25 protein-coding genes, 1 other RNA gene and 1 pseudogene are annotated in these 25,956 nt (G+C 57.6%); 17 read left to right on the plus strand and 10 right to left on the minus strand.

The window, feature by feature from the left end:
* Window positions 1-113 precede the first annotated feature (113 nt).
* The 3 genes from IGS58_RS19370 to IGS58_RS29205 all read left to right on the plus strand — a co-directional run bounded on the left by IGS58_RS19370 (window position 114) and on the right by IGS58_RS29205 (window position 3,152).
* The gene (locus tag IGS58_RS19370; RefSeq protein WP_230522423.1) at window positions 114-1,715 is read left to right on the plus strand and encodes a sensor domain-containing diguanylate cyclase; all 1,602 of its coding nucleotides are present in this window, start codon (window positions 114-116) and stop codon (window positions 1,713-1,715) included.
* A gap of 128 nt (window positions 1,716-1,843) precedes the next feature.
* On the plus strand, window positions 1,844-2,689 hold the full coding sequence (locus IGS58_RS19375; RefSeq protein ID WP_139144182.1) for a hypothetical protein: 846 nt from the start codon (window positions 1,844-1,846) through the stop codon (window positions 2,687-2,689).
* 13 nt (window positions 2,690-2,702) lie between these two features.
* A complete protein-coding gene (locus tag IGS58_RS29205; RefSeq protein ID WP_329958012.1) occupies window positions 2,703-3,152 on the plus strand; it encodes a hypothetical protein in 450 nt (149 codons plus the stop codon).
* A gap of 45 nt (window positions 3,153-3,197) precedes the next feature.
* Here IGS58_RS29205 and IGS58_RS19385 read toward each other — a convergent pair whose 3' ends face one another.
* Window positions 3,198-3,617 carry a hypothetical protein gene (locus IGS58_RS19385; protein ID WP_070257563.1) on the minus strand — a complete coding sequence of 140 codons (420 nt, stop codon included), beginning with the start codon at window positions 3,615-3,617 and terminating at the stop codon, window positions 3,198-3,200.
* 44 nt (window positions 3,618-3,661) lie between these two features.
* On the opposite strand from IGS58_RS19385, the gene IGS58_RS19390 reads away from it, so the two are divergent.
* From IGS58_RS19390 to IGS58_RS19405, 4 genes are all read left to right on the plus strand, one after another.
* Window positions 3,662-4,000: a hypothetical protein gene (locus tag IGS58_RS19390; RefSeq protein ID WP_230522424.1), complete on the plus strand. Its 339-nt coding sequence runs from the start codon at window positions 3,662-3,664 to the stop codon at window positions 3,998-4,000.
* A 96-nt stretch (window positions 4,001-4,096) separates the two neighbouring features.
* Window positions 4,097-4,531 carry a hypothetical protein gene (locus IGS58_RS19395; protein ID WP_139144184.1) on the plus strand — a complete coding sequence of 145 codons (435 nt, stop codon included), beginning with the start codon at window positions 4,097-4,099 and terminating at the stop codon, window positions 4,529-4,531.
* A gap of 67 nt (window positions 4,532-4,598) precedes the next feature.
* Window positions 4,599-4,985: a hypothetical protein gene (locus IGS58_RS19400; protein ID WP_230522425.1), complete on the plus strand. Its 387-nt coding sequence runs from the start codon at window positions 4,599-4,601 to the stop codon at window positions 4,983-4,985.
* A 75-nt stretch (window positions 4,986-5,060) separates the two neighbouring features.
* Complete coding sequence (locus IGS58_RS19405) at window positions 5,061-5,573, plus strand: hypothetical protein (protein WP_230522426.1); 513 nt, start codon at window positions 5,061-5,063, stop codon at window positions 5,571-5,573.
* A 241-nt stretch (window positions 5,574-5,814) separates the two neighbouring features.
* Here IGS58_RS19405 and IGS58_RS19410 read toward each other — a convergent pair whose 3' ends face one another.
* The 5 genes and pseudogenes from IGS58_RS19410 to IGS58_RS19430 form a co-directional block, all read right to left on the minus strand.
* A complete protein-coding gene (locus IGS58_RS19410) occupies window positions 5,815-6,117 on the minus strand; it encodes an HNH endonuclease (protein ID WP_230522427.1) in 303 nt (100 codons plus the stop codon).
* A gap of 86 nt (window positions 6,118-6,203) precedes the next feature.
* A pseudogene (locus IGS58_RS19415) lies at window positions 6,204-6,790 on the minus strand (IS5 family transposase); the annotation flags it as partial.
* Window positions 6,791-6,917: 127 nt separating this feature from the next.
* Entirely contained in the window at window positions 6,918-8,069 is a 1,152-nt protein-coding gene (gapS4b, locus tag IGS58_RS19420; RefSeq protein WP_230522428.1) for a GapS4b family protein, read from the minus strand.
* The gene (gene gapS4a, locus IGS58_RS19425) at window positions 8,066-9,013 is read right to left on the minus strand and encodes a GapS4a family protein (protein ID WP_230522429.1); all 948 of its coding nucleotides are present in this window, start codon (window positions 9,011-9,013) and stop codon (window positions 8,066-8,068) included. The genes gapS4b and gapS4a overlap by 4 nt, the downstream gene beginning before the upstream one ends.
* On the minus strand, window positions 9,010-10,023 hold the full coding sequence (locus IGS58_RS19430) for a nucleoid-associated protein (protein WP_230522430.1): 1,014 nt from the start codon (window positions 10,021-10,023) through the stop codon (window positions 9,010-9,012). Before IGS58_RS19430 ends, gapS4a begins: the two co-directional genes overlap by 4 nt.
* Before the next feature lie 283 nt (window positions 10,024-10,306).
* Between IGS58_RS19430 and IGS58_RS19435 the strand changes: the two genes are divergently transcribed.
* Window positions 10,307-10,567 (plus strand): recombinase family protein, encoded by a 261-nt coding sequence (locus IGS58_RS19435; protein WP_329958014.1) that lies wholly within the window; start codon window positions 10,307-10,309, stop codon window positions 10,565-10,567.
* A 241-nt stretch (window positions 10,568-10,808) separates the two neighbouring features.
* Here IGS58_RS19435 and ssrA read toward each other — a convergent pair.
* The 4 genes from ssrA to ompA form a co-directional block, all read right to left on the minus strand.
* Window positions 10,809-11,169, minus strand: a transfer-messenger RNA (tmRNA) gene (ssrA, locus tag IGS58_RS19440).
* Window positions 11,170-11,251: 82 nt separating this feature from the next.
* Window positions 11,252-11,956, minus strand: a complete 705-nt coding sequence (locus IGS58_RS19445; RefSeq protein WP_230522431.1) for an HAD family hydrolase — start codon at window positions 11,954-11,956, stop codon at window positions 11,252-11,254.
* Window positions 11,957-12,024: 68 nt separating this feature from the next.
* A complete protein-coding gene (gene ubiG / locus IGS58_RS19450; RefSeq protein ID WP_034751812.1) occupies window positions 12,025-12,720 on the minus strand; it encodes a bifunctional 2-polyprenyl-6-hydroxyphenol methylase/3-demethylubiquinol 3-O-methyltransferase UbiG in 696 nt (231 codons plus the stop codon).
* A 127-nt stretch (window positions 12,721-12,847) separates the two neighbouring features.
* Window positions 12,848-13,558, minus strand: a complete 711-nt coding sequence (gene ompA, locus IGS58_RS19455; protein WP_034782001.1) for an outer membrane protein OmpA — start codon at window positions 13,556-13,558, stop codon at window positions 12,848-12,850.
* 655 nt (window positions 13,559-14,213) lie between these two features.
* Here ompA and gyrA point away from each other — a divergent pair.
* The 9 genes from gyrA to rpsA all read left to right on the plus strand — a co-directional run bounded on the left by gyrA (window position 14,214) and on the right by rpsA (window position 25,955).
* On the plus strand, window positions 14,214-16,892 hold the full coding sequence (gyrA, locus tag IGS58_RS19460) for a DNA gyrase subunit A (RefSeq protein ID WP_070257569.1): 2,679 nt from the start codon (window positions 14,214-14,216) through the stop codon (window positions 16,890-16,892).
* A gap of 105 nt (window positions 16,893-16,997) precedes the next feature.
* Complete coding sequence (locus IGS58_RS19465; RefSeq protein ID WP_070257570.1) at window positions 16,998-17,582, plus strand: DUF2059 domain-containing protein; 585 nt, start codon at window positions 16,998-17,000, stop codon at window positions 17,580-17,582.
* Window positions 17,583-17,606: 24 nt separating this feature from the next.
* Entirely contained in the window at window positions 17,607-18,698 is a 1,092-nt protein-coding gene (serC, locus tag IGS58_RS19470; RefSeq protein WP_034782008.1) for a 3-phosphoserine/phosphohydroxythreonine transaminase, read from the plus strand.
* An 82-nt stretch (window positions 18,699-18,780) separates the two neighbouring features.
* On the plus strand, window positions 18,781-19,851 hold the full coding sequence (gene pheA / locus IGS58_RS19475) for a prephenate dehydratase (protein WP_034782276.1): 1,071 nt from the start codon (window positions 18,781-18,783) through the stop codon (window positions 19,849-19,851).
* Between the two features lie 172 nt (window positions 19,852-20,023).
* A complete protein-coding gene (hisC, locus tag IGS58_RS19480) occupies window positions 20,024-21,130 on the plus strand; it encodes a histidinol-phosphate transaminase (protein ID WP_230522432.1) in 1,107 nt (368 codons plus the stop codon).
* 4 nt (window positions 21,131-21,134) lie between these two features.
* Window positions 21,135-22,043 carry a prephenate dehydrogenase gene (locus IGS58_RS19485; protein ID WP_230522433.1) on the plus strand — a complete coding sequence of 303 codons (909 nt, stop codon included), beginning with the start codon at window positions 21,135-21,137 and terminating at the stop codon, window positions 22,041-22,043.
* Between the two features lie 18 nt (window positions 22,044-22,061).
* Window positions 22,062-23,417, plus strand: coding sequence for a 3-phosphoshikimate 1-carboxyvinyltransferase (gene aroA / locus IGS58_RS19490; RefSeq protein ID WP_230522434.1), 1,356 nt, complete (start codon window positions 22,062-22,064; stop codon window positions 23,415-23,417).
* 15 nt (window positions 23,418-23,432) lie between these two features.
* The gene (cmk, locus tag IGS58_RS19495; protein WP_230522435.1) at window positions 23,433-24,101 is read left to right on the plus strand and encodes a (d)CMP kinase; all 669 of its coding nucleotides are present in this window, start codon (window positions 23,433-23,435) and stop codon (window positions 24,099-24,101) included.
* Window positions 24,102-24,242: 141 nt separating this feature from the next.
* Window positions 24,243-25,955, plus strand: a complete 1,713-nt coding sequence (rpsA, locus tag IGS58_RS19500) for a 30S ribosomal protein S1 (protein ID WP_071650172.1) — start codon at window positions 24,243-24,245, stop codon at window positions 25,953-25,955.
* Window position 25,956: the final 1 nt, after the last annotated feature.

A 25,956-nucleotide genomic window follows, 5' to 3' on the forward strand; every position in this document is an offset into this window, starting at 1 on the left:
GTTGCGCAGCAAGTGTGGTAGTAACTTTTTTATATCTTGCTTGTTACGATGTGTGAGTATGTTGCTGCCTATTTGGTGCACACTTTGCCGGATATCAAACCGGGAGTGTATCCATGATCAGGTCACGCAGCTTGCCGCCACGATTGCTGGGAGCTGGCTTCCGTGGTTTTTCCTTGCTGCCGCTGGCTATCTCATTTGTCGTGCTGGTGTGCCTGTCGCTCCTGGCGATCCAGTTATGGATGACCTTGCGCGCACGGGAAGTGCAGCTGAATGAAGCGGCCCGTGAAAGCGCCAACCTGGCGCAATCCGTTGCACAGCATGCCTATGACACCATCAAGGAGGCCGATACGGTGCTGGTCGGACTGGTGGAGCGGGTGGAGACAGACGGCGTGTCCGAGCTTGAACTGGCCCGTATCCATAAATTGCTGGTCACCCGTGTTGCCGAGCTGCCGCAGCTGCATGGCATCTTCATCTACGCCAAGGATGGCAGCTGGCTGGTGAACTCCCAGAAAGCGCTGTTGAGCAATCTGAATAATTCCGATCGAGATTATTTCAATTACCATCTAACGCATGAGGATCGGGGACCCTATGTCGGACCTCCCGTGCGCAGCAAATCGACGGGACACTGGATAGTCACGGTGTCGCGGCGGATCAATATGCCTGATGGAAGTTTCGGCGGGGTGGTGCTGGCGACCCTCAATATGAATTATTTCAGGCTGTTTTATGAACGTTTTTCGATAGGGGAAAAGGGCGCCATCTTCATCGCAAATGGAGCGGGTATTCTTTTATTGCGCAGGCCATTCGATGAAAGTTTGCTGGGGCGCGATATTTCACAATTCCCCGTGTTTCATGATTATTTACCCAAAAGTCCCGTTGGCACTGCCGTGATCAAGTCGGGAGTCGATGGCGTGACGCGCATCAATAGCTACCGAAGAATCGAGGAGTACCCGCTGGTGGTCTCTGCCGCCTTGTCACAGGATGAGGTGCTTGCCGAATGGCGTCTCGATACGATTTTACAGAACGCGGTGGGCGGCGTATTGGTACTGCTGATTGCCTTCATCGGATACCGCGTGGTGCGGCAAATCGATTTGCGGGTCAAGAGCGAGGCGGGACTGCTCGAGGCGCGCAATGAGCTGGAATTGATCAATGAAACCCTGGCCCGTCTTGCCAGCCAGGATGGGCTGACAGGGTTGGCAAACCGGCGCCACTTCGATCAGTCGCTGCTTGCCGAGTTCAGCCGTGCGCAGCGTGAAAAAAGCGTTCTGGGACTGGTCTTGATCGATGTCGACTTCTTCAAACAATACAACGATATCTATGGCCATGTGGCCGGCGACGAGTGCCTGCGAAAAATTGGCAAAGTGGTGGCCTACAGCATGCGCAGACCGGGCGACCTTGCAGCGCGCTATGGTGGCGAGGAACTGGTCATTTTATTGCCCGGTACGGATCTGCCGGGCGCGTTGGCGGTGGCGGAGGGCGTTCGCGATGCCGTGCAATCGCTGGGCATCGAGCATCGGGGCAATCCCCTTGGCGTGGTGACGGCCAGCGTCGGCGTGGCGGCTTTCATGCCGACACACCTGGAAAACCAGGCGGTCGAGCTGGTTGAACTCGCTGACAAGGCCTTGTACAAGGCCAAGGCATCCGGCAGAAATCAGGTCTGTTATGCATCGTCTCGCGAACCTGCCGAACAGGCCACGACGGCTTTTGCGTTTCGATAGCAATTTTTGAAGACGCAGGGCCGGTGCCGGCTTTGCGCTGTGTCCAGGGCGGCGCGTGCGCCAGTCTGATCCATGTACAATCGGCAACATACGGATCGACGTATCCGCTCCTTCCCTGCGGAGTACGCTTGAGCGTGACACAAATATTGCAAACCTGGCTGCTGGCCTGGCGGGAAGCCTTCATGTGCGTTGGCCTGGGACTGCGCGATGCGCGTCATGCGGGGCTGTGGTGGCGCTCCGCGCTGTGGTGCATGGCGGTCGTGGCTCTGTGGCTGGGACTGTATGGCTACTTCGGCCGTTTTTTTGTCGAGCTGAGCGCCATGCTGGCGCTGGTGTCGGTTACCGGATTGCTGGGGCTGGGCGTGATGGATGGCGTCGGGACACTGGCCAACGGGCCTGCCACGCTTTCGCAGATGGGCAATATCGCCGGTGGCCTGGGCAGCGCCGCCAAGGCCCTGCTGTCGATCGGCCAGATCGCCCTGGTCTTGCTGGCGCTGGCTGCCTTTTTCTATGGGATGGTTTTTATCGTCGGCGCCATCGGCACGGCGCGCTTGCCGCTGCGCTGGTTGTTGCTGGAGCGCGCCAAGGCTGTGGCGGCGCGCCGCTATGTCGCGTGGCAGGCACCGGCCGGCCTGGAGCGGTCCGCCGCGCCCCCCGCCTGGCGGCGGCGTCTGCTGCTGTTGCTTTCCCTGCTGATCCCCGTGTGGGCCATGTGCGTGCTGATCTCGTACTTGCTGGCCTGGAATGTCCAGATGGTCTACGGCGCGGCAGCTGAAGATGTGCTCGGCGCGGAACAGCAAGCGGCGTTGCGCAGCGAACAGCGTCCGGTGATTTTTGCCCTGGGCCTGCTGTTGTGCTTGCTGATGCTCGTACCGGTCCTCAATTTATTGTTGCCAGCCGTGCTGTGCACCAGCGTTTGCCATTTGCAGCGCCGCGGCTGGCGCGCAACGAACGCATCAATCAACGTGGAGTGAACAAGGAGTGAACATGAGTGAACACGCAAGACGCGGCACCCTGGAGCGCGCGATTGAAATCGCCGCCGCCACCCATGCCGGCCAGACGGACAAGGGCGGCGCGCCGTACATTCTCCACCCCTTGCGCGTCATGCTGCGCGTCGCCCCCGGCGCCCAGCAGATTGTCGCCGTGCTGCATGATGTGGTGGAAGACAGCGACGGCAAAGTCACCTTTGACGACCTGGCACGCGAAGGGTTCTCGCAGGAAGTCATCGACGGCGTGCGCGCCGTGACCAAGATCGAAGGCGAGTCCTACGATGCGTTCATCGCCCGCGCAGCATTGAACCCCGTCGGCAAGGCCGTCAAGCTGGCTGATCTGGCAGAGAATAGCGACTTGTCGAGGATAGAGAATCCGACGCAGAAGGATTTGGAGCGGGTGGCAAAGTATCGGAGGGCTATTCAGCAACTCATATCGCAGCAATGATTCTTTCATGCCGAGAGCGTATCCGAGTGGCTCTGGCCCCCGAGATCACGGGGTACGGGCAAGAGCCTTGCGGATGGCCTGCTCGACGGGACGGTCTATCAGCGCCAGGACGATGACCACGACAGCGGTAACAATCAGTCCCTCCAGTAAAGCTGGATCAGGGAAAAGTTGCTGATTGGCGATAGGAGCGGGCACTGTTGCACGCTTCCAGACAAGCAGCACCAGGGCGGCGCCAGCGGCGAGCAGCATGGCCGGTCGACGATGGTGCAAGCGGGCGATTTGCCCCATCAGCAGCAGCGCGATACCCCACGCAAAAGGATAGAAGCCGTGATCGAACAAGATCATGCGTTCATCATAGTATGCGCCGGTGTACCAGGCAAAACGGGAGAAGCCGAAAAGACCATAAGCGACGAGGGCCACCGCCAGCACGAGGAAACTGGAGGAAAGCAGGCGAGCAATTTTCATGGTCGGGATTTCTTTGCCAATGCTTCGAGATCGCGTTCGGCCAGATGGCGCTTCTGCTTGGTGACTTGGATAATCTTGCCTTTGCTGAAGATAACTCGTTGGCCATGCCTGTAATCCTGCTCACTATTTTTTTCGCCGCCGCCATTGATGTTCGGGTTGGCCTGGTCGGCGTGACCGATAACAACGGACGCAGACGTGAGTCTAGATTTTTAGTGTTAGTAAATATAGCATATTTACCAATTGCATTAGCGTTATGCTGGTGCTCGGGTATGGCTGGTTTTAATTCTGGGGGGGGAGCCGCCGCGCTGCAGCACATTAGGCGTCTTGAAAGTTTTGCTGGCAAAGTGCAGACAATTAACCGGCCAAGAGCGGATGTGGAATAAGCTTGCGCTGCTTCTTGCATTCCGTTACGGGCCAGAATACAAGTTGTTTAATTCAGGGCGTGCAGTCGCCTATTTCTAAATATGGAATCAATCACAGTGATGGCAAAAAAGTGGAAGAACCAAGAGGTGCGAAGCTACAATGGCCTCGTGTGCACCAACGGTGATATCTACGAAGTGCACGAAACCTGGATGGCCAAAGTACATGAAGAACAGGAGCTTGGCAGTTGGCTCAATGTCGCGATTCTGGCACAAGAAGAGCTGTATGGTGGACAGTACATAGTCAAGTGCGGAGAGGCTATGGAACACGGCTCAATCGGCGTAGTCGTTTTGGAATCGCTGCAAAATCATGAACCTGTTTGGACGTTTGTTTCGGATCAATCCAATCCATTTGATCAAATAACAATCAAGGCTGGCTGGGTTGTGGTGCTGTCAACGTCAGGTGCCGTATTTCGGTTTGGTACTCCAATAAGGGAGGCAAGGCTTCTGCTTGCGAGTCCTTCGACCCATGGCGCTAAGGACGGGAATTTGTAAAGTGAACGCTGCGCCTCCGCTCTCTGGCCGCACGGGTTCCGTAGTGCAGACTCAAGCCGGCGATGTAGTGGCAAGCGATAATTGGCTGCTGGATTTAAGCCCTCGATCTTTTAATCTCTGGGCCCGCTGGCTCAACTACAAGTCAGGTTGCGACATGGAGCATTCGGTTTCACGCTTGATAATTGCGGCTGGTGTGGCGTGTTTAGTCATGGGCATGGCCGCTATTCAGCAAATGCGGCTGAATCGTCCCACCGGTAAAGTAAAATATTTTCTGCTTAAACTAGCGATGTTAGTCTGGCTGGTGAGTGGACTATTTGTCGGAACGCTCTACAGTCACGGAGTCGATGTGGCGTGGTACATTTTTGGTGTCGCCGTTAGCCTGGCCGGATGTGTCGTTGCAGGCATTGTGGTGTTTGCCTGGCCGTTTTTCACAGGGCGCAAGCCGGACAGTTAATATACTTTATGAAGTTGCATTACTTACGGATTTAGTTGCAGACCGACATCTTTACGATATATGTAATCCGATTCTATGAACCAAATTCTTGGCTTTGCCTCACTAATTGGCTTTGCAACCGCACTGATTGTGCACATTGCGGCATTGATGGGAGTCAATGTATCTGATAATTTTCCTGCGATCTGGTGGCTGCACGGCGGCATTTTCATTGTGTTCATTCCGTTTGTCTTCTCCAGTCGAAAGTCACTCGGCCCCAAACCAACGTTCGCTGAACTACGCGCAGCTTTTCCGAAGTGGGTGGTCGGACTGGGACTCTGTATAGCTGCTTACGCATTGGTGAATTTTGCACTCTTCATGATGAACGCGGCGGGCGGTAATCCTTCGATCGTTGACGGGAAATTTGTGCTATTGAACCGTGGAAATTTCATTCGCGAACTGACCGTCGTGGAGTATTCCACTTTCAAGGTAAATCAAGTGCGAGGTTTCTCCGGACACTGGCTAGTGTTCTACTTTGTGCCATTTGCGTATTTCATGTTCCATAAGAGATCTCAGCCGTTCAATTCGACGCCTTCAGCGCGGCTGCATTGATGCATGGGGTTTTTCTGTCCAAGTGGCCGTATCAAGCAATACTGATGGCGGTAACGACGCCGAAACTGCCGCAGTCCAGGCGGCATCAATCGTCATGACCCAAAAACACAATGAGACTGGGCTACCGAGGTCGCTGTTATGAAACCCGGCCTGCTCGGACGCTCCATGTCCGCTGTGGGGCGGACGCGGACGGAGCCGATTAGCGCTGCGAATCGCCATCAGTAGCCTAAGGCCGCGATTCTCAGCGCGGGAATTTATACCGTACCAGGAGCGTAGGTCCTTTGCCGCCGGGTGGTGTCAGCAGTATCTCGTCACCCGGCCGCATCTCTTCATACATTACCGTGCAACAGGTCGGCATCGAGTGGCCGCGCGCCGGATAAACGCCAACGTCGGTGTGCAAGTTCGCAGCGCGTACGTCCACGCTGGACTTGCCGGCCTTTCCTTCTTCTTGCAGCAGCTTGCGCAGTGCGGCGACGAAGTCCCCTTTGCTGAGCTTGGCAGGTGCCTGGGTTGCTTGCGGGCGAGCGTTTGTGTCGTTTTTCATGGCAGTTTTCTTCAGTGAGTACATTCCCGCCACTATATCATTGGCCCCTTATGTTGCAGGACAGACAGCCGTTAGATTTAGAGCGCCTAACAAAACCGCTGAATGTATCGCCAGCAGATGAGTATGCAAGCAAGCGAAAGAAACGCCTGGTGGATATCCGCCCGGCGTTCGTAGCGGATGCGTAAGCGGCGGAAACGGTGCAGCCAGCCCAGCGTGCACTCGACCACCCAGCGCCATTTGCCCAGGCGTTCGCCCGACTCGATGCCGTAACGGGCAATGCGTGGCGAAATGCCCCGGCTGCGTAGCCAAGCACGATGCGCGCGCGAGACATACGCTTTATCTGCATGCAATTTGGTCGGGCGTTTGCGTGGCCGCCCCACCAATCCTGGCACTGGCCGAACGGCTTGGAGCAGCGGAATCAGCATCCGTGAATCATGTACCTGAGCCCCTGATATGCTCGCCACCAGAGGCAGACCGCGTTGATCGACGAGCAGATGGTGCTTGCATCCGCGCTTGCCGCGGTCGGTGGGATTGGGGCCGGTATGCTGGCCGCCGAGGGGGGGGATGGCGCGCTGGCCGAGTCGACACTGGCGCGTTCCCACTGAATTTGGTCGTATTCCTGCAAGTCCTGCAGCATGGCGTCATGGATGCGTTGCCACGTGCCGGTTTGTTGCTAGGTATGTAGGTTTGACCACCATCAATGCCCTTTGTTTCCCTGAACGACGTTTTGTTAGGCGCTCTAAATCTGGTTACGTCGTTATAATGAAAAAAAATCAATAAAAACTTTAGGAAACCGAACATCAGGCCGCAGCTTTTGACGGGCGTTCATTGATGGTTTTATCAAATTCTCGCTCTACCAGCGACCGAACAGTTCGCTCAAGCTGCTGCGAGATTTGCTTCTTTGACTCTGAATTTACTTGGTTGGCGTGCGTGATTCTGTCAAAATCCATCGTCAACTCGGCTTCATTTTTTGCCGCTTCAGTTTTACTTGCAGCGCTGAAGGAAAAGCCTACTCTGCATGTGCCAGAGTTCACACCAAACCCGTAATTAAAAGTCACATCCATTTGCTGAACGTGATAGAAAGGGTAATATTTTTCATCAGAAATCAAAAAGACATCATTCAACCGAGTTCCGTCGATTTTCATCCTCGTAACACTTTGCTTCATCCACGCAATTTGTGGGTCGTCGGGCAATGGAGGCGCTTTAGTGTCGCGGCTGATCTCTATTTCATTAACAGCGCCTAAAGTTAGTTCTTTTGAAAAACCTGCCGTCAGGCGCTTAAAAAAGCGCACCCTCTCGACATTATCGAATGCACTAAACGTTATCTTTTTTGGCTCTTCAGATTTAACCAATTTCTCTGCGCACAGAAGTTTACAAATCTTGCCAGTTATCTTTCTATTTATCGCCTCAGTTTCCTTTGAGGAATGACGAGACGCAAAATCCAGCTTAAGGTAATTCCCTTGCCGTTCTATTATGATCGCGCCACCAAAACTAAGTTCACGTTCGACCCAATCCTTACTGAAATCCTTTCGAATAACCTCGTACGGAATAGTCAACCGCTGGTTGACACTATCAACAACCACGTCGGGCATCTGTGAAAATTCAATACTCGGAAGACTCGAAAGGATATCCAGATCTTGATCAAATAGGCCCTTGATGGGCGTCATCCAATCGGCATTATCAGAAACCAAATCAAGTCCGGATATCTTAGTTTTTGGTCTCGATTCCCTGTCAATAGACGAACTAACCAATGCATGGAAATCTGATGGAGTTAAGAGCGAGGAGGAGAGCAAAGGGACAGTTACCAGCTTATCACTGTTGCCGACGAATATTCCTTTCTCGCGCAAGGTTGACTGCACTTCTCCGGGAGAGATGTGGTCACTATTCAGCAGAACTCGAAGCTCACTCCCCACCGGGATCGACTTACGTTTTTCTAATGCAGACGTACTCACGTATCGTCCTCCCCTAAAAGATCTAATATGGAACGTTTGAAAGAGAACGGGACAATCTTTTCCGTTCTGGCATGAAAGGCCATTCTCGCCATCCGTGCAGTTGCCTCATCTTGCGCCGGATTATAATCCTCTAGACCAATGTGGATTTTCTCCACCAGCCCGTTTGCGAAATTTAGCCCATAAGCAATCATCTTTTCATAGGCGTCTTTATCAAACTTTTCATTGGCAAACAACACCAATTCGTTCGTCTCGCCCACACGAATTATTGCAGGGATAATGTCCGCACCAACTAGCTCAAGGGGAAGTATCTTTCCTTTTCTATTTTCGTCCACGGTGAGAGCAGTTCCTATCCTTGGGTAATAAAACTCGTACTCACCGTTGCTTGTCAGGCGTTTAAGACTGTCGGTAACGTTTAGCAAAAAAGTTGCCCTGGAATTATCAACTACATAAACTGGAGTAGTGAAATCGGTATCCAAACGCACATTCGATATCTCAGATATTATGCCTCGCTCCAAGTCCGAGTCATCGTTTTGCATCCAGATTAACAGACCCACATGCGACTTTGTCTTCTTAGTTTGAAAGCTATTTGCCAGCTCCTTGAGTTCCGGGCTGAACTTGGCACACTCAATGGTCTCAAGAAGCTCTTTTAAATGCCCCTTAAACTGACTTTTAAGGGTTTGCCCTTTAGCATACGCACCAAGGTGATTTTTATTTGAGATATGGACAATGTCCGTTCGATCATCGTGAAAAGGATTGTGATAAATAAATATCTGATCTTCACCGTGTGTAACTCTACGATTCCCCTCAGCGTTTACATGGACGGGTGTATTACAAGCTATAGGAATGTTTTGCAGTGCGTTTTTCCAACCCATGATGATCAAAAGTCGGTTTGCGAGCTTTTCACCTATTTCGCCTGATCTCTTAGACTTCTCTCCGCCGCTCATTTTTTCTCCTCGACCCTAATTTCTATCGTTGCCTTTATACCAGCCGAGGTTTTCCTCACGTCGATGGTAGAAACGCGAGCATCAGCTTTGGTGATCACCAAGTTGATTCCCTCTGCAATTCTTGATTTGCGGACCATATCTCGCGTGTACTTCGAAAGCTCATGCGTAGGAACAACAGAGCTTTCGTCAAAATTAATTCCAACCCGACTCTCAATGCCCCTAACGATTTCCGTGACATCAGAAGGGGGGAGAAAACGACCCGAGATTTCCTTGATACTAGAAATGGTAGCGGTTTCCGCCCCTGCTAACTCATCATGCAGAACATGGATAAACTGAACCGCTTCTGTAGGCGTATCCACCCGCTCGGATACAGCTTTCAAAATTGCCCCTATGGCTTTGGCTCGCACAACAGTGGTGTCTTCCGCTTTAACTTGGAGAAAATCCTCTTTCCAGTACTTTGTCTTTTGTCCGAGTGTGTCGATTGCAAGAACCTTCTCTGCCTTAGGTATAACTAACGCCCCTTTCTGAATCTTGCTGATCGCTATGCCAACACGACCAACTAGCTCAATGCTTCCGGACTCTTCACGCACGTCTAGGAATTCATCTTTAGCTTCAATACGGTACAAGCCGACGCCATCAACCGCCCGCCCTTCAATATGAATTCCACGAAATTTTATAACGATGAATTCGCCGCCACCAATATTGGGGTGTGCGGAGGCATCGTAGAGATGCTTCGCCAATGACTTGGAACCTTCGATGAAAGACGTCTTGGATTCAATCACCGCAGAGCAGAAGTGTCGCACTTCATTAAGCTGAATATCGGAGGGATGATCAAAAACACAAGCTTCACCTCCGTTTATTAGCGGCAACAAATAATGCATTAAGAAGAGATCGCTTAGTTTCTCCGTCAGAGAAACCTCTCTGCTAGAGAGAAGATAACCCTCCTCGCGCATCTTATTGCCGATCCGATGTACGGCTACGGCCTCCACCTTCGCTAAACTGACGTCCAAAGCATCTCCTCACTCAAAGTGTTGCCGAAACGCATCTTACCATTGTATTGTCAACAACGAACGAATTTCCAGGACGACTTTTGCACACCGTCGCTAATTGTTCGTTTTGGTGAAATTCTCACTAAGGCAGGGCCTTGTGATCCTAACCCTGCACCTCAACAAAAACTATCAAATAGTGTATCAGGCTAGATCCTATTGATAATTTCACCATTTCTAAACCCTTTTGGTAATAGGAAAAATTATGACCGTGTACGGATACGCGCGTACCTCGACCGTTTAACAGATCGCGGGGCTCGCAGACCAAATAGCAAAATTAAAAGAAGCAGGCTGTACCGATCAGTCGATTTATCGAGAACAGATCAGCAGTCTCAAGATGGAAGACCGGGTCGAGTTCATCAAAGTTCTGGCTGGACTAAAGATGGGCGACCTGTTGGTGTTTCGTAGCCTGTCTCGTGCCGCCCACTCGATGATCCACATGATCGAGATCGAGGCACAAGTTGATGGCGTTGGAACCACGAGGCGCAAGTCCGCCATTCGTACATAGCCTGAACAGCTAACGTTGCTGTTAGGAAAAACCGCCTGCGGCGCAAGAGCTAGTCAGAGGAATTGGAGAGGGTTGCGCTTGCAAGCGCAACCCGGTTTTGCGGCACCGAGCTGCGCTCGCCGAAGTCCCGCAAAATCCCCGCGCCCGTACCGGACGCGGATTTGACGCCGGCGTTCTGCATGCATGGAATAAATAAAAAGGGCCTCCCCGCCAAAACGGGGAAGCCCTTTTATTTATTCAGTGGTGGAGACGGCGGGAATCGAACCCGCGTCCGCAAGCACTCTACAGACAGTTCTACATACTTAGCACTATCATTTAATTTAACTCAGCCAGCACGGATGTGCACGTTATGGGCAAGCGAGTTACCTATTATTTAGTCGGACGCTAAGTAACCCAGCATACGACGAGTCCCTGTAAATGACTCTAGAGCTTTTGACGGCCCACCCCAGGGACGAGGTGTTCTAGAGCTAACAGCGATTAAGCTGCCAGTGCGTACGAGTTATCGTTTGCAGTTAAGTTTTTTCAGGTTGTATTTACGAGGTAGCCCGCCCTCGGTATGCCCTGCGCTGCTTTGCAACCCACGTCGAAACCAGGTCGTCCCCACAGAACCTTCATTGTAGCGCAATCTGCCCACTCTTGCATGATGCATTCGCTTGCCGTCGTGCCAGATCAAGCGCAGGCCATTTATGCCGCCAGCTGCCGCGCCTGCGCCGCCTTCACCACGGCGCTGACCAGCTCGAGCAGCGCTTGCGGCGTGTCCAGCAAATGGTCGGCGTTCCAGTGCTGCGGCTCGACGGGGCCACAGTAGCCCCAGGCGCAGGCGACCGTGCGCATGCCGGCGGCGCGGCCGGCCTGGATGTCGCGCAGGTCGTCGCCCACGTACCAGCAGTCTTCCGGCGCCAGCTCCAGGCGGCGCGCCGCTTCCAGCAGGGGGGCAGGGTGGGGTTTCGGGTGCGCCATGGTGTCGCCCGAGATCACGCAGCCGGCGGCGCCCAGGCCGATCTGGCCGACCAGCGGCTCGGTGAAGCGGGCCGCCTTGTTGGTGACCACGCCCCAGGCCAAGCCCAGGGCTTGCAGGCCTTCCAGCAGGGCGGGGATGCCGTCGAATAAACGGCTTTCCACGGCCAGGGCCGCTTCGTAATTGTTCAGGAAGCCGTCTTTCAGGGCTTCGTAGCCGCTTTCGCCCGGTTGGACGCCATACGACGCGCCTATCATGCCGCGCGCGCCGGCCGAGGCCGTGGGGCGCAGGATGTCATACGGGGTCGGCGCCAGGCCGGCGCGCGCGCGCAGCAGGTTGATGGCCGCTGCCAGGTCGGGCGCGGTGTCGGCCAGGGTGCCGTCGAGGTCGAACAGGATGGCGCGCGGTGCTGGCAGATAGTCTGTGATCATGGCGGGCAAAGTGTGTCAAGTGGGAATGAAAAATGGCGGCCGCAGCCGCCTTGTATTGTGCGTGATGGTTACAGCGGCCGGGTGCAGGCCACCAGGTAATTGACGCTGGTATCGCTATTAAGTGAGTAAATCTTGGTCAATGGATTGTAGCCCATGCCGCGCATGCTGTTGACGTCCAGCCCGGCGCTGCGCAGGTATTGCGACAGTTCCGCCGGGGTGATGAATTTGTCATAGTCGTGCGTGCCTTTCGGCAACAGACGCAGCAGGTATTCGGCGCCCAGGATGGCGAACAGATACGCTTTCGGGTTGCGGTTCAGGGTCGACAGGAACACGTGGCCGCCCGGTTTCACCAGTGCGGCGCAGGCCTTGACGATGGCGGCGGGGTCCGGCACGTGCTCGAGCATTTCCATGCAGGTCACGACGTCGTACTGGCCCGGCTCTTCCTCGGCCATGGCTTCGGCGGCGATCAGCTTGTAGCGCACCTTGGCGCCCGATTCCAGGCTGTGCAGGTCGGCAACTTTCAATGCCTTGTCGGACAGGTCAATGCCCGTCACGTCGGCGCCCTTGCGGGCCATCGATTCGGCCAGGATGCCGCCGCCGCAGCCGATGTCGATCACGCGCTTGCCGGCCAGCGGCACTTTCGCGTTGATCCATTCCAGGCGCAGGGGGTTAATTTCGTGCAGGGGACGAAACTCGGAAGTGGGGTCCCACCAGCGGTGGGCCAGCTCACTGAATTTTTGGATTTCAAGAGGGTCGGCGTTCATAGGTCGAATAATAGCGGCAATTTTACAATTGGGCAGCCACGGACGAAAAAAAACCCCGCCGTAGCGGGGTTTTTCATGCTGTTCTTGACTTGCGCGATGACTTGCAGCAAGTCCAGGGAATCAGCTATTACTTGTTGCGGGTACCAACAACTTCGATTTCCACGCGACGGTTTTTCGCACGGCCTTCGGCAGTTTTGTTATCAGCAACAGGTTGTTTCTCGCCTTTTCCTTCGGTGTACACGCGGTTGCTTTCAACGCCTTTGGTGACCAGGTAGGCTTTGACAGCATCAGCACGACGTACCGACAGTTTTTGGTTGTAAGCATCGGTGCCGACGGAGTCGGTGTGACCCACAGCGATGATGACTTCCAGGTTGATGCCGCCCAGTTGTGCGGACAGTTCGTCCAGCTTGGCTTTGCCTTCTGGCTTCAGCGTAGCTTTGTCGAAATCGAAGAATGCATCAGCAGCGAAGCTGACTTTTTCCGAGGTAGGAGCAACGACGACTGGTACTGGTACGACAACGACTGGTGCCGGTGCTGGTACGACTGGTGCTGGAGGAGCCACGCATTTGCCGTCTTGCAGGGTTTCTGGCTCTACGCACAGTGGCACGTCGCAACCTGGCACTGCGTCAGCAGGTGTCCAGTAGCCGGTACGCCAGCACAGGCCGAATGGGTCACGCACGATTACGCCGCGGGCATCTTGCACGTAAGCGCTTTTTGGGCTTGGTGCTTTGATGTCAGTGGTAACTGGCGCGAATGGTGGGGAGGTTGGGGTTTGGGCCGAAGCCGAGCCAGCAATCACTGCGGATGCAGCGAAAAACAGCGTTACAAATTTATTCATTCTTTTTTCCTTTCGGGGGGTGATATCCGCAGAACAACACTGCGCTACTGGTGCTACGTGCCAAGATTTTATCATGTAGACCATATGCGCTCGTTTCAGATTGCGAAACTAGCAATTAACTTCCCAGTCATTTTGCCACACGCATCAGGGGCACACGACCGTGGTTAAATCAAAGCTTGCCCGATTTTAGACCGTGCGTTGTTTTTGCGCAACGAAAATGCCTATTTGTAACGCGCCTGTAACAATTGATCGCTTTTTTTGCCTCTTTTAAGGGCAGGTATCTTGAACTGATATTGCCATTGTGCATTATCGACAGGTCAACGTGCACGTCCCCGGTGCAAACTGCCAATCTTGTTGGTATGGCCAATTTGTACAGGTAGCTGGGCGCGCATGCTAAAATCGTGCGCTTGACTGTTAAGAGTGTCGAGCAAATGCCCACGGCGGCACTGCATGGCCAGGACGTACCCTTGCGGTACCCGTACTGGCCGTGCCGCCAGCCCGCCGATTTGTCTGGCACTCTGCGACATGGAAGCCGGGCCGCGCCAGCAGCGCGTGGCGCGGCGTCCACGACGACAGCCACCCAGGATATGCAGTATTGCGTCATACATTGCGTAACAGATAAGTTAACCACAGCCTGAGATCAGTCGAACCGCCAATGGATCAATTCGCAAAAGAAACAATTCCTATTTCCCTCGAAGAAGAGATGCGCAAGAGCTACCTCGATTACGCCATGAGCGTGATCGTCGGTCGCGCCTTGCCCGATGCGCGCGATGGCTTGAAGCCAGTGCACCGCCGCGTCTTGTTCGCGATGCATGAAATGAATAACGTGTGGAACCGCCCTTACGTCAAGTGCGCCCGCGTGGTCGGCGAAACCATGGGTAAATACCATCCCCACGGCGATGCCTCGATCTACGACACGCTGGTGCGCATGGCGCAAGATTTTTCGCTGCGCTACATGCTCGTCGATGGCCAGGGCAACTTCGGTTCCGTCGACGGCGACGGCGCCGCGGCGATGCGTTACACCGAGTGCCGCCTGGACAAGATCGCCGGCGAACTGCTGGCCGATATCGACAAGGATACCGTCGACTTCCAGCCCAACTACGATGGCAAGGAAAAGGAACCGACGGTCTTGCCGACGCGTATCCCGAACCTGCTGATCAATGGCTCGTCCGGTATCGCCGTCGGCATGGCGACGAACATTCCGCCACACAACATCACCGAAGTCATCGACGGCGCGCTGCACGTGCTGCGCAACCCCGATTGCACGATCGATGAATTGATCGAGCTGATCCCGGCGCCGGACTTCCCGACGGCCGGCATCATCTATGGCGTGTCCGGCGTGCGCGACGGCTACCGCACGGGCCGCGGCCGCGTGGTCATGCGCGCCAAGACCCACTTCGAAGAATACGGCAAGGATGGCGGCCGCATCGCCATCATCGTCGACGAACTGCCATTCCAGGTCAACAAGAAGTCCTTGCTGGAACGCATCGCTGAAAACGTGCGCGACAAGAAGCTCGACGGCATTTCCGACATCCGCGACGAATCCGACAAGTCGGGCATGCGCGTGGTGATCGAGCTGAAACGGGGCGAAGTGCCGGAAGTGGTGCTGAACAATCTGTACAAGCAGACCCAGTTGCAGGATACCTTCGGCATGAACATGGTGGCCCTGGTCGATGGACAGCCGAAGCTGCTGAACCTCAAGCAGATGCTGCAGTGCTTCCTGTCGCACCGCCGCGAAGTGGTGACGCGCCGTACCGTGTTCGAACTGCGCAAGGCGCGCGAACGCGGCCACGTGCTCGAAGGCCTGGCTGTCGCGCTGGCCAACATCGATGACTTCATCGCCATCATCAAGGCTGCGCCGACGCCGCCGATCGCCAAGGTCGAGCTGATGGCCAAGGCCTGGGATTCGTCCGTCGTGCGCGAAATGCTGGCCCGCACGGGCGACGGCACGACGCCAGGCGGCATCGATGCCTACCGTCCGGAAAACCTGCCGAAACACTATGGCATGCAAACGGATGGCCTGTACAAGCTGTCGGACGACCAGGCGCAGGAAATTCTGCAGATGCGCCTGCAGCGCCTGACCGGCCTGGAGCAGGACAAGATCGTCAACGAGTACAAGGACGTGATGGAGCATATCGCCGACTTGCTCGACATCCTGGCCAAGCCTGAACGCGTGACCGTCATCATCACCGATGAAATGACGGCGGCGAAGAACGAATACGGCATTGGCAACAAGGACGCGCGCCGCTCGCAGATCGAGTTGAACGCGACCGACCTGGAAACGGAAGACCTGATCACGCCGCAGGACATGGTCGTGACCCTGTCGCACACCGGCTACATGAAGGCCCAGCCGATCACCGAATACCGCGCGCAGAAGCGCGGTGGCCGCGGCAAGCAGGCCATGGCGACGAAAGAGGAAGACTGGATCGACCAGCTGTTCATCGCCAACACGCACGACTACATCCTGTGCTTCTCGGATCGTGGCCGCATGTACTGGCTGAAAGTGTGGGAAGTGCCGCAAGGCTCGCGCAATTCGCGCGGCAAGCCGATCGTCAACATGTTCCCGCTGCAGGACAACGAAAAGATCACCGTGATCCTGCCGCTGTCGGGCGAGAACCGCACGTTCCCGGAAGACCATTACGTCTTCATGTCGACCAGCCTCGGTACCGTCAAGAAAACGCCGCTGAAGGACTTCAGCAATCCACGCAAGGCCGGCATCATCGCGGTCGACCTGGACGACGGCGACTTCCTGATCGGCGCGGCGCTGACCGACGGCCAGCACGACGTGATGCTGTTCTCCGATTCGGGCAAGGCAGTGCGCTTCGATGAAAACGATGTGCGTCCGATGGGCCGTACGGCGCGCGGCGTGCGCGGCATGAACCTGGAAGAAGGCCAGCACGTGATCGCCCTGCTGGTGGCCGAGAACGAGCAGCAATCGGTGCTGACGGCAACGGAAAACGGCTACGGCAAGCGTACGCCGATCACCGAGTACACGCGCCATGGCCGTGGCACGAAAGGCATGATCGCCATCCAGACCAGCGAGCGCAACGGTAAAGTGGTTGCCGCGACCCTGGTCGATACCAGCGATGAAATCATGCTGATCACCACCGGTGGCGTATTGATCCGCACCCGCGTGTCGGAAATCCGCGAGATGGGCCGCGCGACGCAGGGCGTGACCCTGATCGCCGTGGAAGACGGCACCAAGCTGTCCGGCCTGCAGCGCGTGGTGGAAACGGATATCGACGAAGTCGAACTGACGACGGAGGCGGGCACGGAGGCCGCGCCGGCGGCGGCCGACCCGGTTGATCCGGTCGATCCGGCCCAGCCGGAGTAAGATGATTGGGGCTCTTTCGGGAGCCCCAATTGCTATTGGCGCGCCAGTTGCGGCGCCAGCCTGCGTGTCCCATTTGTTCCCCGCTTTTATAAAGTCCCGCATGCCATGAGAAAAATCGTCGCCACCTTCTTCGCCGCGTTTTCGCTGGCTTTCCTTGCGACCCTGCCGGCCCTGGCCCAGAGCACGCAAGCCACGCCTTCGCGCCAGGCGGCGCCCAGCCCCGCCATGAAAGTGGCCGTGCGGCGCATGCTCGACGCGATGCAGTTCCCGCAACTGACGCGCAATATCTTCGACCAGATGCTGCAATCGGTGCCCGCCATGATCCGCCAGTCGGCGCAGCAGCAAATCAACGGCAACCCGAAGCTGGACGAGCAGCGCAAGGCGCGCGCGCTGGCCAGTGCCGAAGAGGAAATTCCCCTGGCCATCGCCACTCTGACGCAGGTGCTGGCCGATCCGACCCTGATCGATGAACTGGGCGATGAAATGGTGCCCCTGTACGCGCGCTTTTACACGGTGCCGGAAGTCGAGCAGCTGACGGCCTTCTACAAGACGCCGCTGGGCCGCAAGATGCTGGCCACCATGCCGCAACTGTCCGCCGAATCGATGGCCATCAGCCAGCGCGTGCTGATCCCCCGCGTGAATGCCGTGCTTGACCAGGTCATGCGGGCGGCCACGCAGTCGCCCCAATAATTTCATTTTACTAAGGACCGTATCGTGACCCATATCTACAACTTCTCCGCCGGCCCCGCCGTCCTGCCCAAGGAAGTGCTGGCGCAAGCGGCCGCCGAGATGCAGGACTGGCATGGCAGTGGCATGTCGGTGATGGAAATGAGCCACCGTGGTCCCGAATTCATTTCCATCTACAAGCAGGCAGTGGCCGACCTGCGCGAGCTGCTGGCCGTGCCCGCGAACTACAAAATCCTGTTCCTGCAGGGCGGTGGACTGGGCGAGAACGCCATCATCCCGATGAACCTGGCGGGCCTGGCCGCGCAGCAGCCGGCCACCGTGGACTTCGTGCACACGGGTTCATGGTCGGGCAAGTCGATCCAGGAAGCGGCCAAGTATGCGAACGTCAACGTGGCCGCGTCGTCCAAGGCGGCCCGTTTCACGGGCGTGCCACCAGTCTCCGAATGGAAGCTGACGCCAGGCGCCGCCTACCTGCACATCTGCACCAATGAAACCATCGACGGTGTGGAATTCCAGCAGGCGCCAGACGTGCCGGCAGGGACCACCATCGTGGCAGACATGTCCTCGCACATTCTGTCGCGCGTGATCGACGTGTCGCAATACGGCGTCATCTTCGGCGGCGCGCAGAAAAATATCGGCCCGGCCGGCCTGACCCTGGTCATCGTGCGCGAAGACTTGCTGGGCAAGGCCTTGCCGATCTGCCCGTCGGCCTTCGACTGGACCATCGTTGCCGAACATGAGTCGATGTACAACACGCCGCCCACCTACGGCATCTATATCGCCGGCCTGGTTTTCCAGTGGCTCAAACGCCAGGGTGGCGTTGCAGCCATGGAACAGCGTAATATTGAGAAAGCGGCGCTGCTGTACGCGGCGCTCGATGCGGACGACTTTTACCAGAACCGGGTCGACCCCGCATACCGCTCGCGCATGACCATCCCGTTCTATCTGCGCGACGAAAGTCTGAACGATGCATTCCTGGCCGGCGCCAAGCAGCGCGGCCTGCTGCAACTGAAGGGCCACAAGTCCGTCGGCGGCATGCGTGCATCGATCTATAACGCGATGCCGATCGAGGGCGTGCAAGCCTTAGTGAATTATCTGAACGAGTTTGCCGGACGCTGAGTCGCCTAGACGACCGCGCCGGCCCGCCGCCGGCGCAGGCCGCGCGGCCATGATTGAAGTACAGCTGACGAAACAAATCACCATGACCGATAAATTGAAACCGCTGCGCGAACAGATCGATGCGATCGACGCGCAAATCCTCGAGCTGCTGAACCGCCGCGCGCAAATCGCCCAGCAAGTGGGCCATGTGAAGGCCGAGACGCAGGCGCCCGTGTTCCGTCCCGAGCGCGAAGCGCAGGTGCTGCGCGGCGTGGCCGAGCGCAATCCCGGGCCCATGGGCGACCGCGAAGTACAGACCATCTTCCGCGAAATCATGTCGTCCTGCCGCTCGCTGGAAAAGCGGGTCACCGTGGCGTATCTGGGTCCGGCCGGCACCTTCAGCGAACAGGCCGTGTATCAGCAGTTCGGCAGCGCCGTCGAAGGCTTGCCGTGCGCATCCATCGATGAAGTGTTCCGTTCCGCCGAAGCGGGAACGGCGGACTTCGGCGTGGTGCCGATCGAGAATTCCTCGGAAGGCGCCGTCAACCGCACCCTGGACATGATGCTGCAGACGAGCCTCATCATCAGCGGCGAGGTGGCGATCGCCGTGCACCACAGCCTGATGACGAAGAGCGGCAACATGGACGGCGTCACGTCCATCTGCGCCCATTCGCAGGCGCTGGCGCAGTGCCAGGTGTGGCTGAACCAGAATTATCCGCACGTCGCGCGCCATGCCGTGGCCTCGAACGCCGAGGCGGCCCGCATGGCCGGCGAGGACGGCACGGTGGCGGCCATCGCCAGCGAACTGGCGGGCGCGCAGTACAAGCTGGGCGTGGTCAAGGGCCATATCCAGGACGACCCGCACAACCGCACGCGCTTTGCCGTCGTCGGTACCTTGGAGACGGCGCCGTCGGGCAAGGACCAGACGTCGCTGGTGCTGGCTGTGCCGAACAAGGCGGGCGCCGTGTACCAGTTGCTGGCGCCCCTGGCGAAACACGGCGTGTCGATGACGCGCTTCGAGTCGCGCCCGGCGCGCATGGGCAGCTGGGAGTATTATTTCTATGTCGACGTGGAGGGCCACGTGCACGACGCGGCCGTCGCCCAGGCGCTGGCCGAGCTGCAAAGCAATGCGGCGTTTTTCAAGGTGCTGGGGTCATATCCGGTCAGTCTGTGACTTCGTTGACTGGTGTCGGATTACGCTGCGCTAATCCGACCTACGGTAAGCTGTAGGTTGGGTTAGCGCAGCGTAACCCAACAAACAACCACGGTAAGCCGTAGCTTGGGTTGGGCAGCGTAACCCAACAACAGCCACCAGCCTAATCATTCACCAACTTTTAAAGAACACCATGTCTAAAAATATCGGTCCAGAATACGTCCGCGCCATCGCCCCTTACCAGAGCGGCAAACCGATCGCGGAAGTCGCGCGCGAATTCGGCCTCGACGAGGCAGCCATCGTCAAGCTGGCGTCGAATGAAAACCCGTACGGCATGCCGGAATCGGCCAAGCAGGCGATGCTCGCCGCCATCGATGACCTGGGCCGCTACCCGGACGCCAACGGCTTTGACTTGAAAGCCGTGCTGTCGAAGCGCTATGACGTGCCGGCCGACTGGATCACCCTGGGCAATGGCAGCAACGACATCCTGGAAATCGCCGCGCACGCCTTCGTGCAGCATGGAGAATCCGTCGTGTACTCGCAGTATTCGTTCGCCGTGTACGCGCTGGCCACGCAAGGCCTGGGCGCGCGCCACATCGTCGTCCCGGCGCAAGCCTACGGCCATGACCTGGACGCCATGGCGGCGGCGATTGCCGACGACACGCGTCTGGTTTTCATCGCCAACCCGAATAACCCGACCGGCACCTTCCTGACGGCGGCGCAGCTCGAAGCCTTCCTGCAGAAAGTGCCGGCGCATGTGGTCGTCGTGCTGGACGAGGCCTACAACGAATTCCTGTCGGCCGACGACCAGTACGAGTCGACGGCGTGGGTGCGCCAGTATCCGAACCTGGTGGTCTCGCGCACCCTGTCGAAGGCCTACGGCCTGGCCGGCCTGCGCATCGGCTTCGCCATCGCCCAGCCTGTGCTGACGGACCTGATGAACCGCATCCGCCAGCCGTTCAACGTCAACTCGCTGGCGCAGGCGGCCGCGATTGCCGCCCTGAACGACAAGGACTTCCTCGAGCAAAGCGCGCGCAACAACGCGGCCGGCTACCAGCAGTTTACGGAAGCGTTTACGCAACTGGGCCTGGAATACGTGCCATCGCACGGCAATTTCGTGCTGGTCAAGGTGGGCGACGACGATGGCGCCGGCGCGCGCGTGAACCTGGCGCTGCTCAAGCAGGGCGTGATCGTGCGTCCCGTGGGCAGCTATGGCTTGCCGCAATGGCTGCGCATTTCCATCGGCCTGCCGCAGGAAAACGCCATCTTCATCGCCGCGCTGACGAAAGCGCTGGCCTGACGATATGACGACGCCTGCACTGAACAAGGTAGTCATCTTTGGCGTAGGCCTGATCGGCGGTTCGTTCGCGCGCGCCCTGAAACATGCGGGCGTGGCGGCCACCGTGGTCGGCATGGGCCGCTCGCAGGCGTCGATGGTGCGCGCGCTCGAACTGGGCATCATCGATGAAATCGGCGGCGACATGGCGCAAGCCTTGCATGGCGCCGATCTGGTGCTGCTGGCCGCGCCCGTGGCGCAAACGGGCGCCATCCTGGCAGCCATCGCACCGCACCTGCAGCCGGGTACCATCGTCACCGATGCGGGCAGCACGAAGAGCGACGTGGTGGCGGCCGCGCGCGCGGCGCTGGGTGGAAAATTCGGGCAATTCGTGCCCGGCCACCCGATCGCGGGGCGCGAGACGAATGGCCCCGACGCCGCCATCATCGATCTGTATCAGGGCAAGAAAGTGGTGCTCACGCCGCTGGCGGAAAACGCCGCGGCTGACGTGGCGCGCGTGGCGGCCGCGTGGCGCGCCTGCGGCGCCATCCTGCACACTTTGAGCCCCGAAGAACATGACAAGGTGTTTGCCGCCGTCAGCCATCTGCCGCATCTGCTGGCCTTTGCGCTGGTCGACGACATCGCCAACAAACCGCACGCGGGCCTGCTGTTCCAATACGCGGCCAGCGGCTTTCGCGACTTTACGCGCATCGCTGGCTCATCGCCTGAAATGTGGCGCGACATCAGCCTGGCCAACCAGCCGGCGCTGCTGCACGAACTGGATGCCTACCTGGCGCAGTTGACGACCTTGCGCGCCCATCTGGCCGCGAATGACGGCGCCGCCATCGAAGGCGTGTATGCGAACGCCCAGCACGCGCGGCAGCAATGGATCGAGGCGATTGAAACGGCGGAAGTGCCAGCCTTGCCCTCACGATAAATACTCAAGGATTCCAGCATGACCCAGACCAAGCACTACCCCCACCATATCGATTTGAAGCCGGTGATGCATGCCGAAGGCACGGTGCGCTTGCCCGGCTCGAAAAGCATTTCCAATCGCGTGCTGCTGCTGGCCGCGCTGGCCAAGGGCACGACGAAGATCGTCGACTTGCTCGCCTCCGATGACACCTTCGTCATGCTGACGGCATTGACGTCGCTGGGCGTGAAATGGACGCAGGACGAGCTGACGGGCGATCCGGCCACGGCGCATCAGATCCACCACGTGGAAGGCTGCGGCGGCGTGTTCCCGCACCACGAGGCGGACCTGTTCATGGGGAACGCCGGCACGGCGATCCGCCCGCTGACGGCGGCGCTGGCCGTGATCGGCGGCGACTATACCCTGCATGGCGTATCGCGCATGCACGAGCGCCCCATCGGCGACCTGGTCGACGCGCTGAACGCCGTCGGCACGCAGATCGAATACACGGGCGAGCAGGGCTTCCCGCCGTTGCGCATCCGCCGCGGCCACATCCACGCGCAGCGCATCGCCGTGCGCGGCAACGTGTCGAGCCAGTTTTTGACGGCCCTCCTGATGGTGGCGCCGCTGATGGCGCGCGACCATGCGGTGACCATCGATGTCACTGGCGAGCTGATTTCGAAGCCGTACATCGAGATCACGCTGAACCTGATGCGCCGTTTCGGCGTGACGGTCGAGCATGACGGCTGGCAGTCGTTCACCGTGCAACCGGGCCAGCAATATCAAAGCCCGGGCACCATCCACGTGGAAGGCGATGCGTCGTCGGCCTCGTATTTCCTGGCGGCCGGCGCCATCGGCGGCGGTCCCGTGCGCGTGGAAGGCGTGGGGCGCGACAGCATCCAGGGCGACGTGCGCTTCGTCGAAGCCTTGCAGCAGATGGGCGCGACCATCACCATGGGCGAGAACTGGATCGAAGCCCGTTCGAGCGGCGTATTGAAAGCCGTCGACATGGATTTCAACCATATTCCCGACGCGGCCATGACGATCGCCGTGGCCGCCCTGTACGCGGACGGCACCAGCACTTTGCGCAATATCGCCAGCTGGAGGGTGAAGGAAACGGACCGCCTGGCCGCCATGGCGACGGAATTGCGTAAACTCGGCGCGGAAGTGGAAGAGGGCGCCGATTACCTGCGCGTGACGCCGCCGGCCGAGATTCTTGCCGCCACCATCGACACGTATGACGACCACCGCATGGCCATGTGCTTCTCGCTCGCCTCGCTGGACGGCGCCGCGCGCCGCGGCAATGAGATGCGCATCAACGACCCGAAATGCGTGGCCAAGACCTTCCCCGAGTATTTCGCCGCGTTTGCGGGGATTGCAAAAGACACCCTGATTTAATTGATTGCTCATACTATGCCGACCTCCCACATCCCAGTCATCGCCATCGACGGCCCCACCGCTTCCGGCAAGGGCACGGTGGCGCACCGCGTGGCCGACAAGCTGGGCTTTCATTACCTGGACTCGGGCGCGCTGTACCGCCTGACGGCCTTAAGCGCGCTGCGCCGCGGCACGGACTTGCGCGACGAGCACGCGCTGGCCAAGCTGGCCGAACACTTGCCCTGCCATTTTGCGGGCGGCGAGATCCTGCTGGCGCATGAAAACGTCACCGAGCAGATCCGTGCCGAAGAGGTGGGCAATACGGCGTCGAAGATTGCCGTATTGCCAACGGTGCGCCATGCCCTCGTGGGCTTGCAGCTGGGCTTTCGCAAGACGCCGGGCCTGGTGGCCGACGGGCGCGACATGGGCACGGTGATCTTCCCGCATGCGCAATTGAAGGTCTTCCTGACGGCCAGCGTCGAGGCGCGCGCGCAACGGCGCTACAAGCAATTGATAGACAAGGGTTTTTCTGCTAATATGGAAGACCTTCTGATGGATTTGCAGGCGCGGGACGAACGTGATACTCACCGTGCGATTGCGCCGCTGGTCCCCGCGGAAGGGGCGCATGTCCTCGATACCTCGGCCATGACAGCTGATGAAGCTGTCGAAACCGTGTTGAAATGGTATGCGTCAATTGTAAAATAAGCAGCAAAATAGCGTGTATTGATGTGTAGTGCGTGCTATGTGGTGCCCGTTGACGGCTCCTGGCCTGTCCGGGTGTGTCAAAAACCTAACCCAGTTTAAGTCGCATCGTGCGATCTCTGCTGGATAACCTGTGTGAACCCTATGTCTACTGTTACAACTAACGAATCTACCGGTATGGAAAGTTTTGCTGCGCTCTTCGAGGAATCGTTGTCGCGTCAAGATATGCGCTCCGGCGAAGTTATTTCCGCTGAAGTCGTGCGCCTCGACCACAATTTCGTGATCGTGAACGCCGGCCTCAAATCCGAAGCATTCATCCCTGTCGAAGAATTCAAGAACGACCACGGCGAACTGGAAGTCAAAGTTGGTGACTTCGTTTCCGTGGCGATCGAATCGCTGGAAAACGGTTTCGGCGATACCATCCTGTCGCGCGATAAAGCCAAGCGTCTGGCTTCGTGGCTGGCTCTGGAAAAAGCGATGGAATCGGGCGAAATCGTCGTCGGTACCGTCAATGGTAAAGTCAAAGGCGGTCTGACCGTGTTGACCAACGGCATCCGCGCATTCCTGCCGGGCTCGCTGGTTGATACCCGTCCTGTCAAAGACACCACCCCATTCGAAGGCAAAACCCTCGAATTCAAAGTGATCAAGCTGGACCGCAAGCGTAACAACGTGGTTCTGTCCCGCCGCGCCGTCATCGAAGCTTCGATGGGCGAAGAGCGTCAGAAACTGATGGAAACGCTGAAAGAAGGCACGGTCGTGACCGGCGTCGTCAAAAATATCACCGACTACGGCGCGTTCGTGGATCTGGGCGGTATCGATGGCCTGCTGCACATCACCGACCTGGCATGGCGCCGTGTACGTCACCCGTCGGAAGTACTGACGGTTGGCCAGGAAATCACCGCCAAAGTCCTGAAATACGATCAAGAGAAAAACCGTGTTTCGCTGGGCGTGAAACAACTGGGCGACGATCCTTGGACCGGTCTGTCCCGTCGTTACCCACAAAGCACCCGTCTGTTCGGTAAAGTAACGAACCTGACCGACTACGGCGCGTTCGTTGAAGTGGAACAGGGTATCGAAGGTCTGGTACACGTTTCCGAAATGGACTGGACGAACAAAAACGTTGCTCCTAACAAAGTTGTCCAACTGGGCGACGAAGTAGAAGTAATGGTTCTGGAAATCGACGAAGAGCGTCGTCGTATTTCGCTGGGCATGAAACAGTGCAAAGCCAATCCATGGGACGACTTCGGTGTTACCCATAAGAAAGGTGACAAAGTCCGCGGCGCGATCAAATCGATCACCGACTTCGGCGTGTTCATCGGCCTGGCCGGCAACATCGACGGTCTGGTGCACCTGTCCGACCTGTCCTGGACCGAAACCGGCGAAGAAGCCGTGCGTCGCTTCAAGAAAGGTGACGAACTGGAAGCCATCGTTCTGGCCATCGACGTTGAGCGCGAGCGCGTTTCCCTGGGCGTCAAGCAACTGGAAGGTGACCCATTCAACAACTTCGCAGCCATGAACGACAAAGGCTCGCTGGTAACCGGTACCGTTAAATCGGTTGAGCCTAAAGGCGCCGTGATCCAACTGTCCGAAGAAGTTGAAGGCTACCTGCGCGCTTCCGAAATCTCGCGCGACCGCGTTGAAGATGCTGGTACGCACCTGAAAGTCGGCGACACCGTCGAAGCAATGGTGTTGAACATCGACCGCAAAGCCCGTGGTATCCAACTGTCGATCAAAGCGAAAGACAACGTTGAAACCCAGGAAGCTATGCAAAAAATGGCAGCTACCGACAACAACGCAGCTTCGGGCACCACCAGCCTGGGCGCCTTGTTGAAAGCTAAGTTCGATAACAAGAACTAAG

This window comes from Janthinobacterium sp. EB271-G4-7A (genome assembly GCF_020858075.1).
GTDB lineage: Bacteria > Pseudomonadota > Gammaproteobacteria > Burkholderiales > Burkholderiaceae_D > Janthinobacterium > Janthinobacterium lividum.

Coding starts and splice junctions, on each gene's coding strand:
- IGS58_RS19370 (WP_230522423.1), top strand. CDS start 114: ATGATCAGGTCACGCAGCTTGCCGCCACGATTGCTGGGAGCTGGCTTC.
- IGS58_RS29205 (WP_329958012.1), top strand. CDS start 2,703: ATGAGTGAACACGCAAGACGCGGCACCCTGGAGCGCGCGATTGAAATC.
- IGS58_RS19385 (WP_070257563.1), bottom strand. CDS start 3,617: ATGAAAATTGCTCGCCTGCTTTCCTCCAGTTTCCTCGTGCTGGCGGTG.
- IGS58_RS19390 (WP_230522424.1), top strand. CDS start 3,662: ATGGCGCTTCTGCTTGGTGACTTGGATAATCTTGCCTTTGCTGAAGAT.
- IGS58_RS19405 (WP_230522426.1), top strand. CDS start 5,061: ATGAACCAAATTCTTGGCTTTGCCTCACTAATTGGCTTTGCAACCGCA.
- IGS58_RS19410 (WP_230522427.1), bottom strand. CDS start 6,117: ATGAAAAACGACACAAACGCTCGCCCGCAAGCAACCCAGGCACCTGCC.
- gapS4a (WP_230522429.1), bottom strand. CDS start 9,013: ATGAGCGGCGGAGAGAAGTCTAAGAGATCAGGCGAAATAGGTGAAAAG.
- IGS58_RS19445 (WP_230522431.1), bottom strand. CDS start 11,956: ATGATCACAGACTATCTGCCAGCACCGCGCGCCATCCTGTTCGACCTC.
- ubiG (WP_034751812.1), bottom strand. CDS start 12,720: ATGAACGCCGACCCTCTTGAAATCCAAAAATTCAGTGAGCTGGCCCAC.
- ompA (WP_034782001.1), bottom strand. CDS start 13,558: ATGAATAAATTTGTAACGCTGTTTTTCGCTGCATCCGCAGTGATTGCT.
- gyrA (WP_070257569.1), top strand. CDS start 14,214: ATGGATCAATTCGCAAAAGAAACAATTCCTATTTCCCTCGAAGAAGAG.
- IGS58_RS19465 (WP_070257570.1), top strand. CDS start 16,998: ATGAGAAAAATCGTCGCCACCTTCTTCGCCGCGTTTTCGCTGGCTTTC.
- pheA (WP_034782276.1), top strand. CDS start 18,781: ATGACCGATAAATTGAAACCGCTGCGCGAACAGATCGATGCGATCGAC.
- hisC (WP_230522432.1), top strand. CDS start 20,024: ATGTCTAAAAATATCGGTCCAGAATACGTCCGCGCCATCGCCCCTTAC.
- IGS58_RS19485 (WP_230522433.1), top strand. CDS start 21,135: ATGACGACGCCTGCACTGAACAAGGTAGTCATCTTTGGCGTAGGCCTG.
- aroA (WP_230522434.1), top strand. CDS start 22,062: ATGACCCAGACCAAGCACTACCCCCACCATATCGATTTGAAGCCGGTG.
- cmk (WP_230522435.1), top strand. CDS start 23,433: ATGCCGACCTCCCACATCCCAGTCATCGCCATCGACGGCCCCACCGCT.
- rpsA (WP_071650172.1), top strand. CDS start 24,243: ATGTCTACTGTTACAACTAACGAATCTACCGGTATGGAAAGTTTTGCT.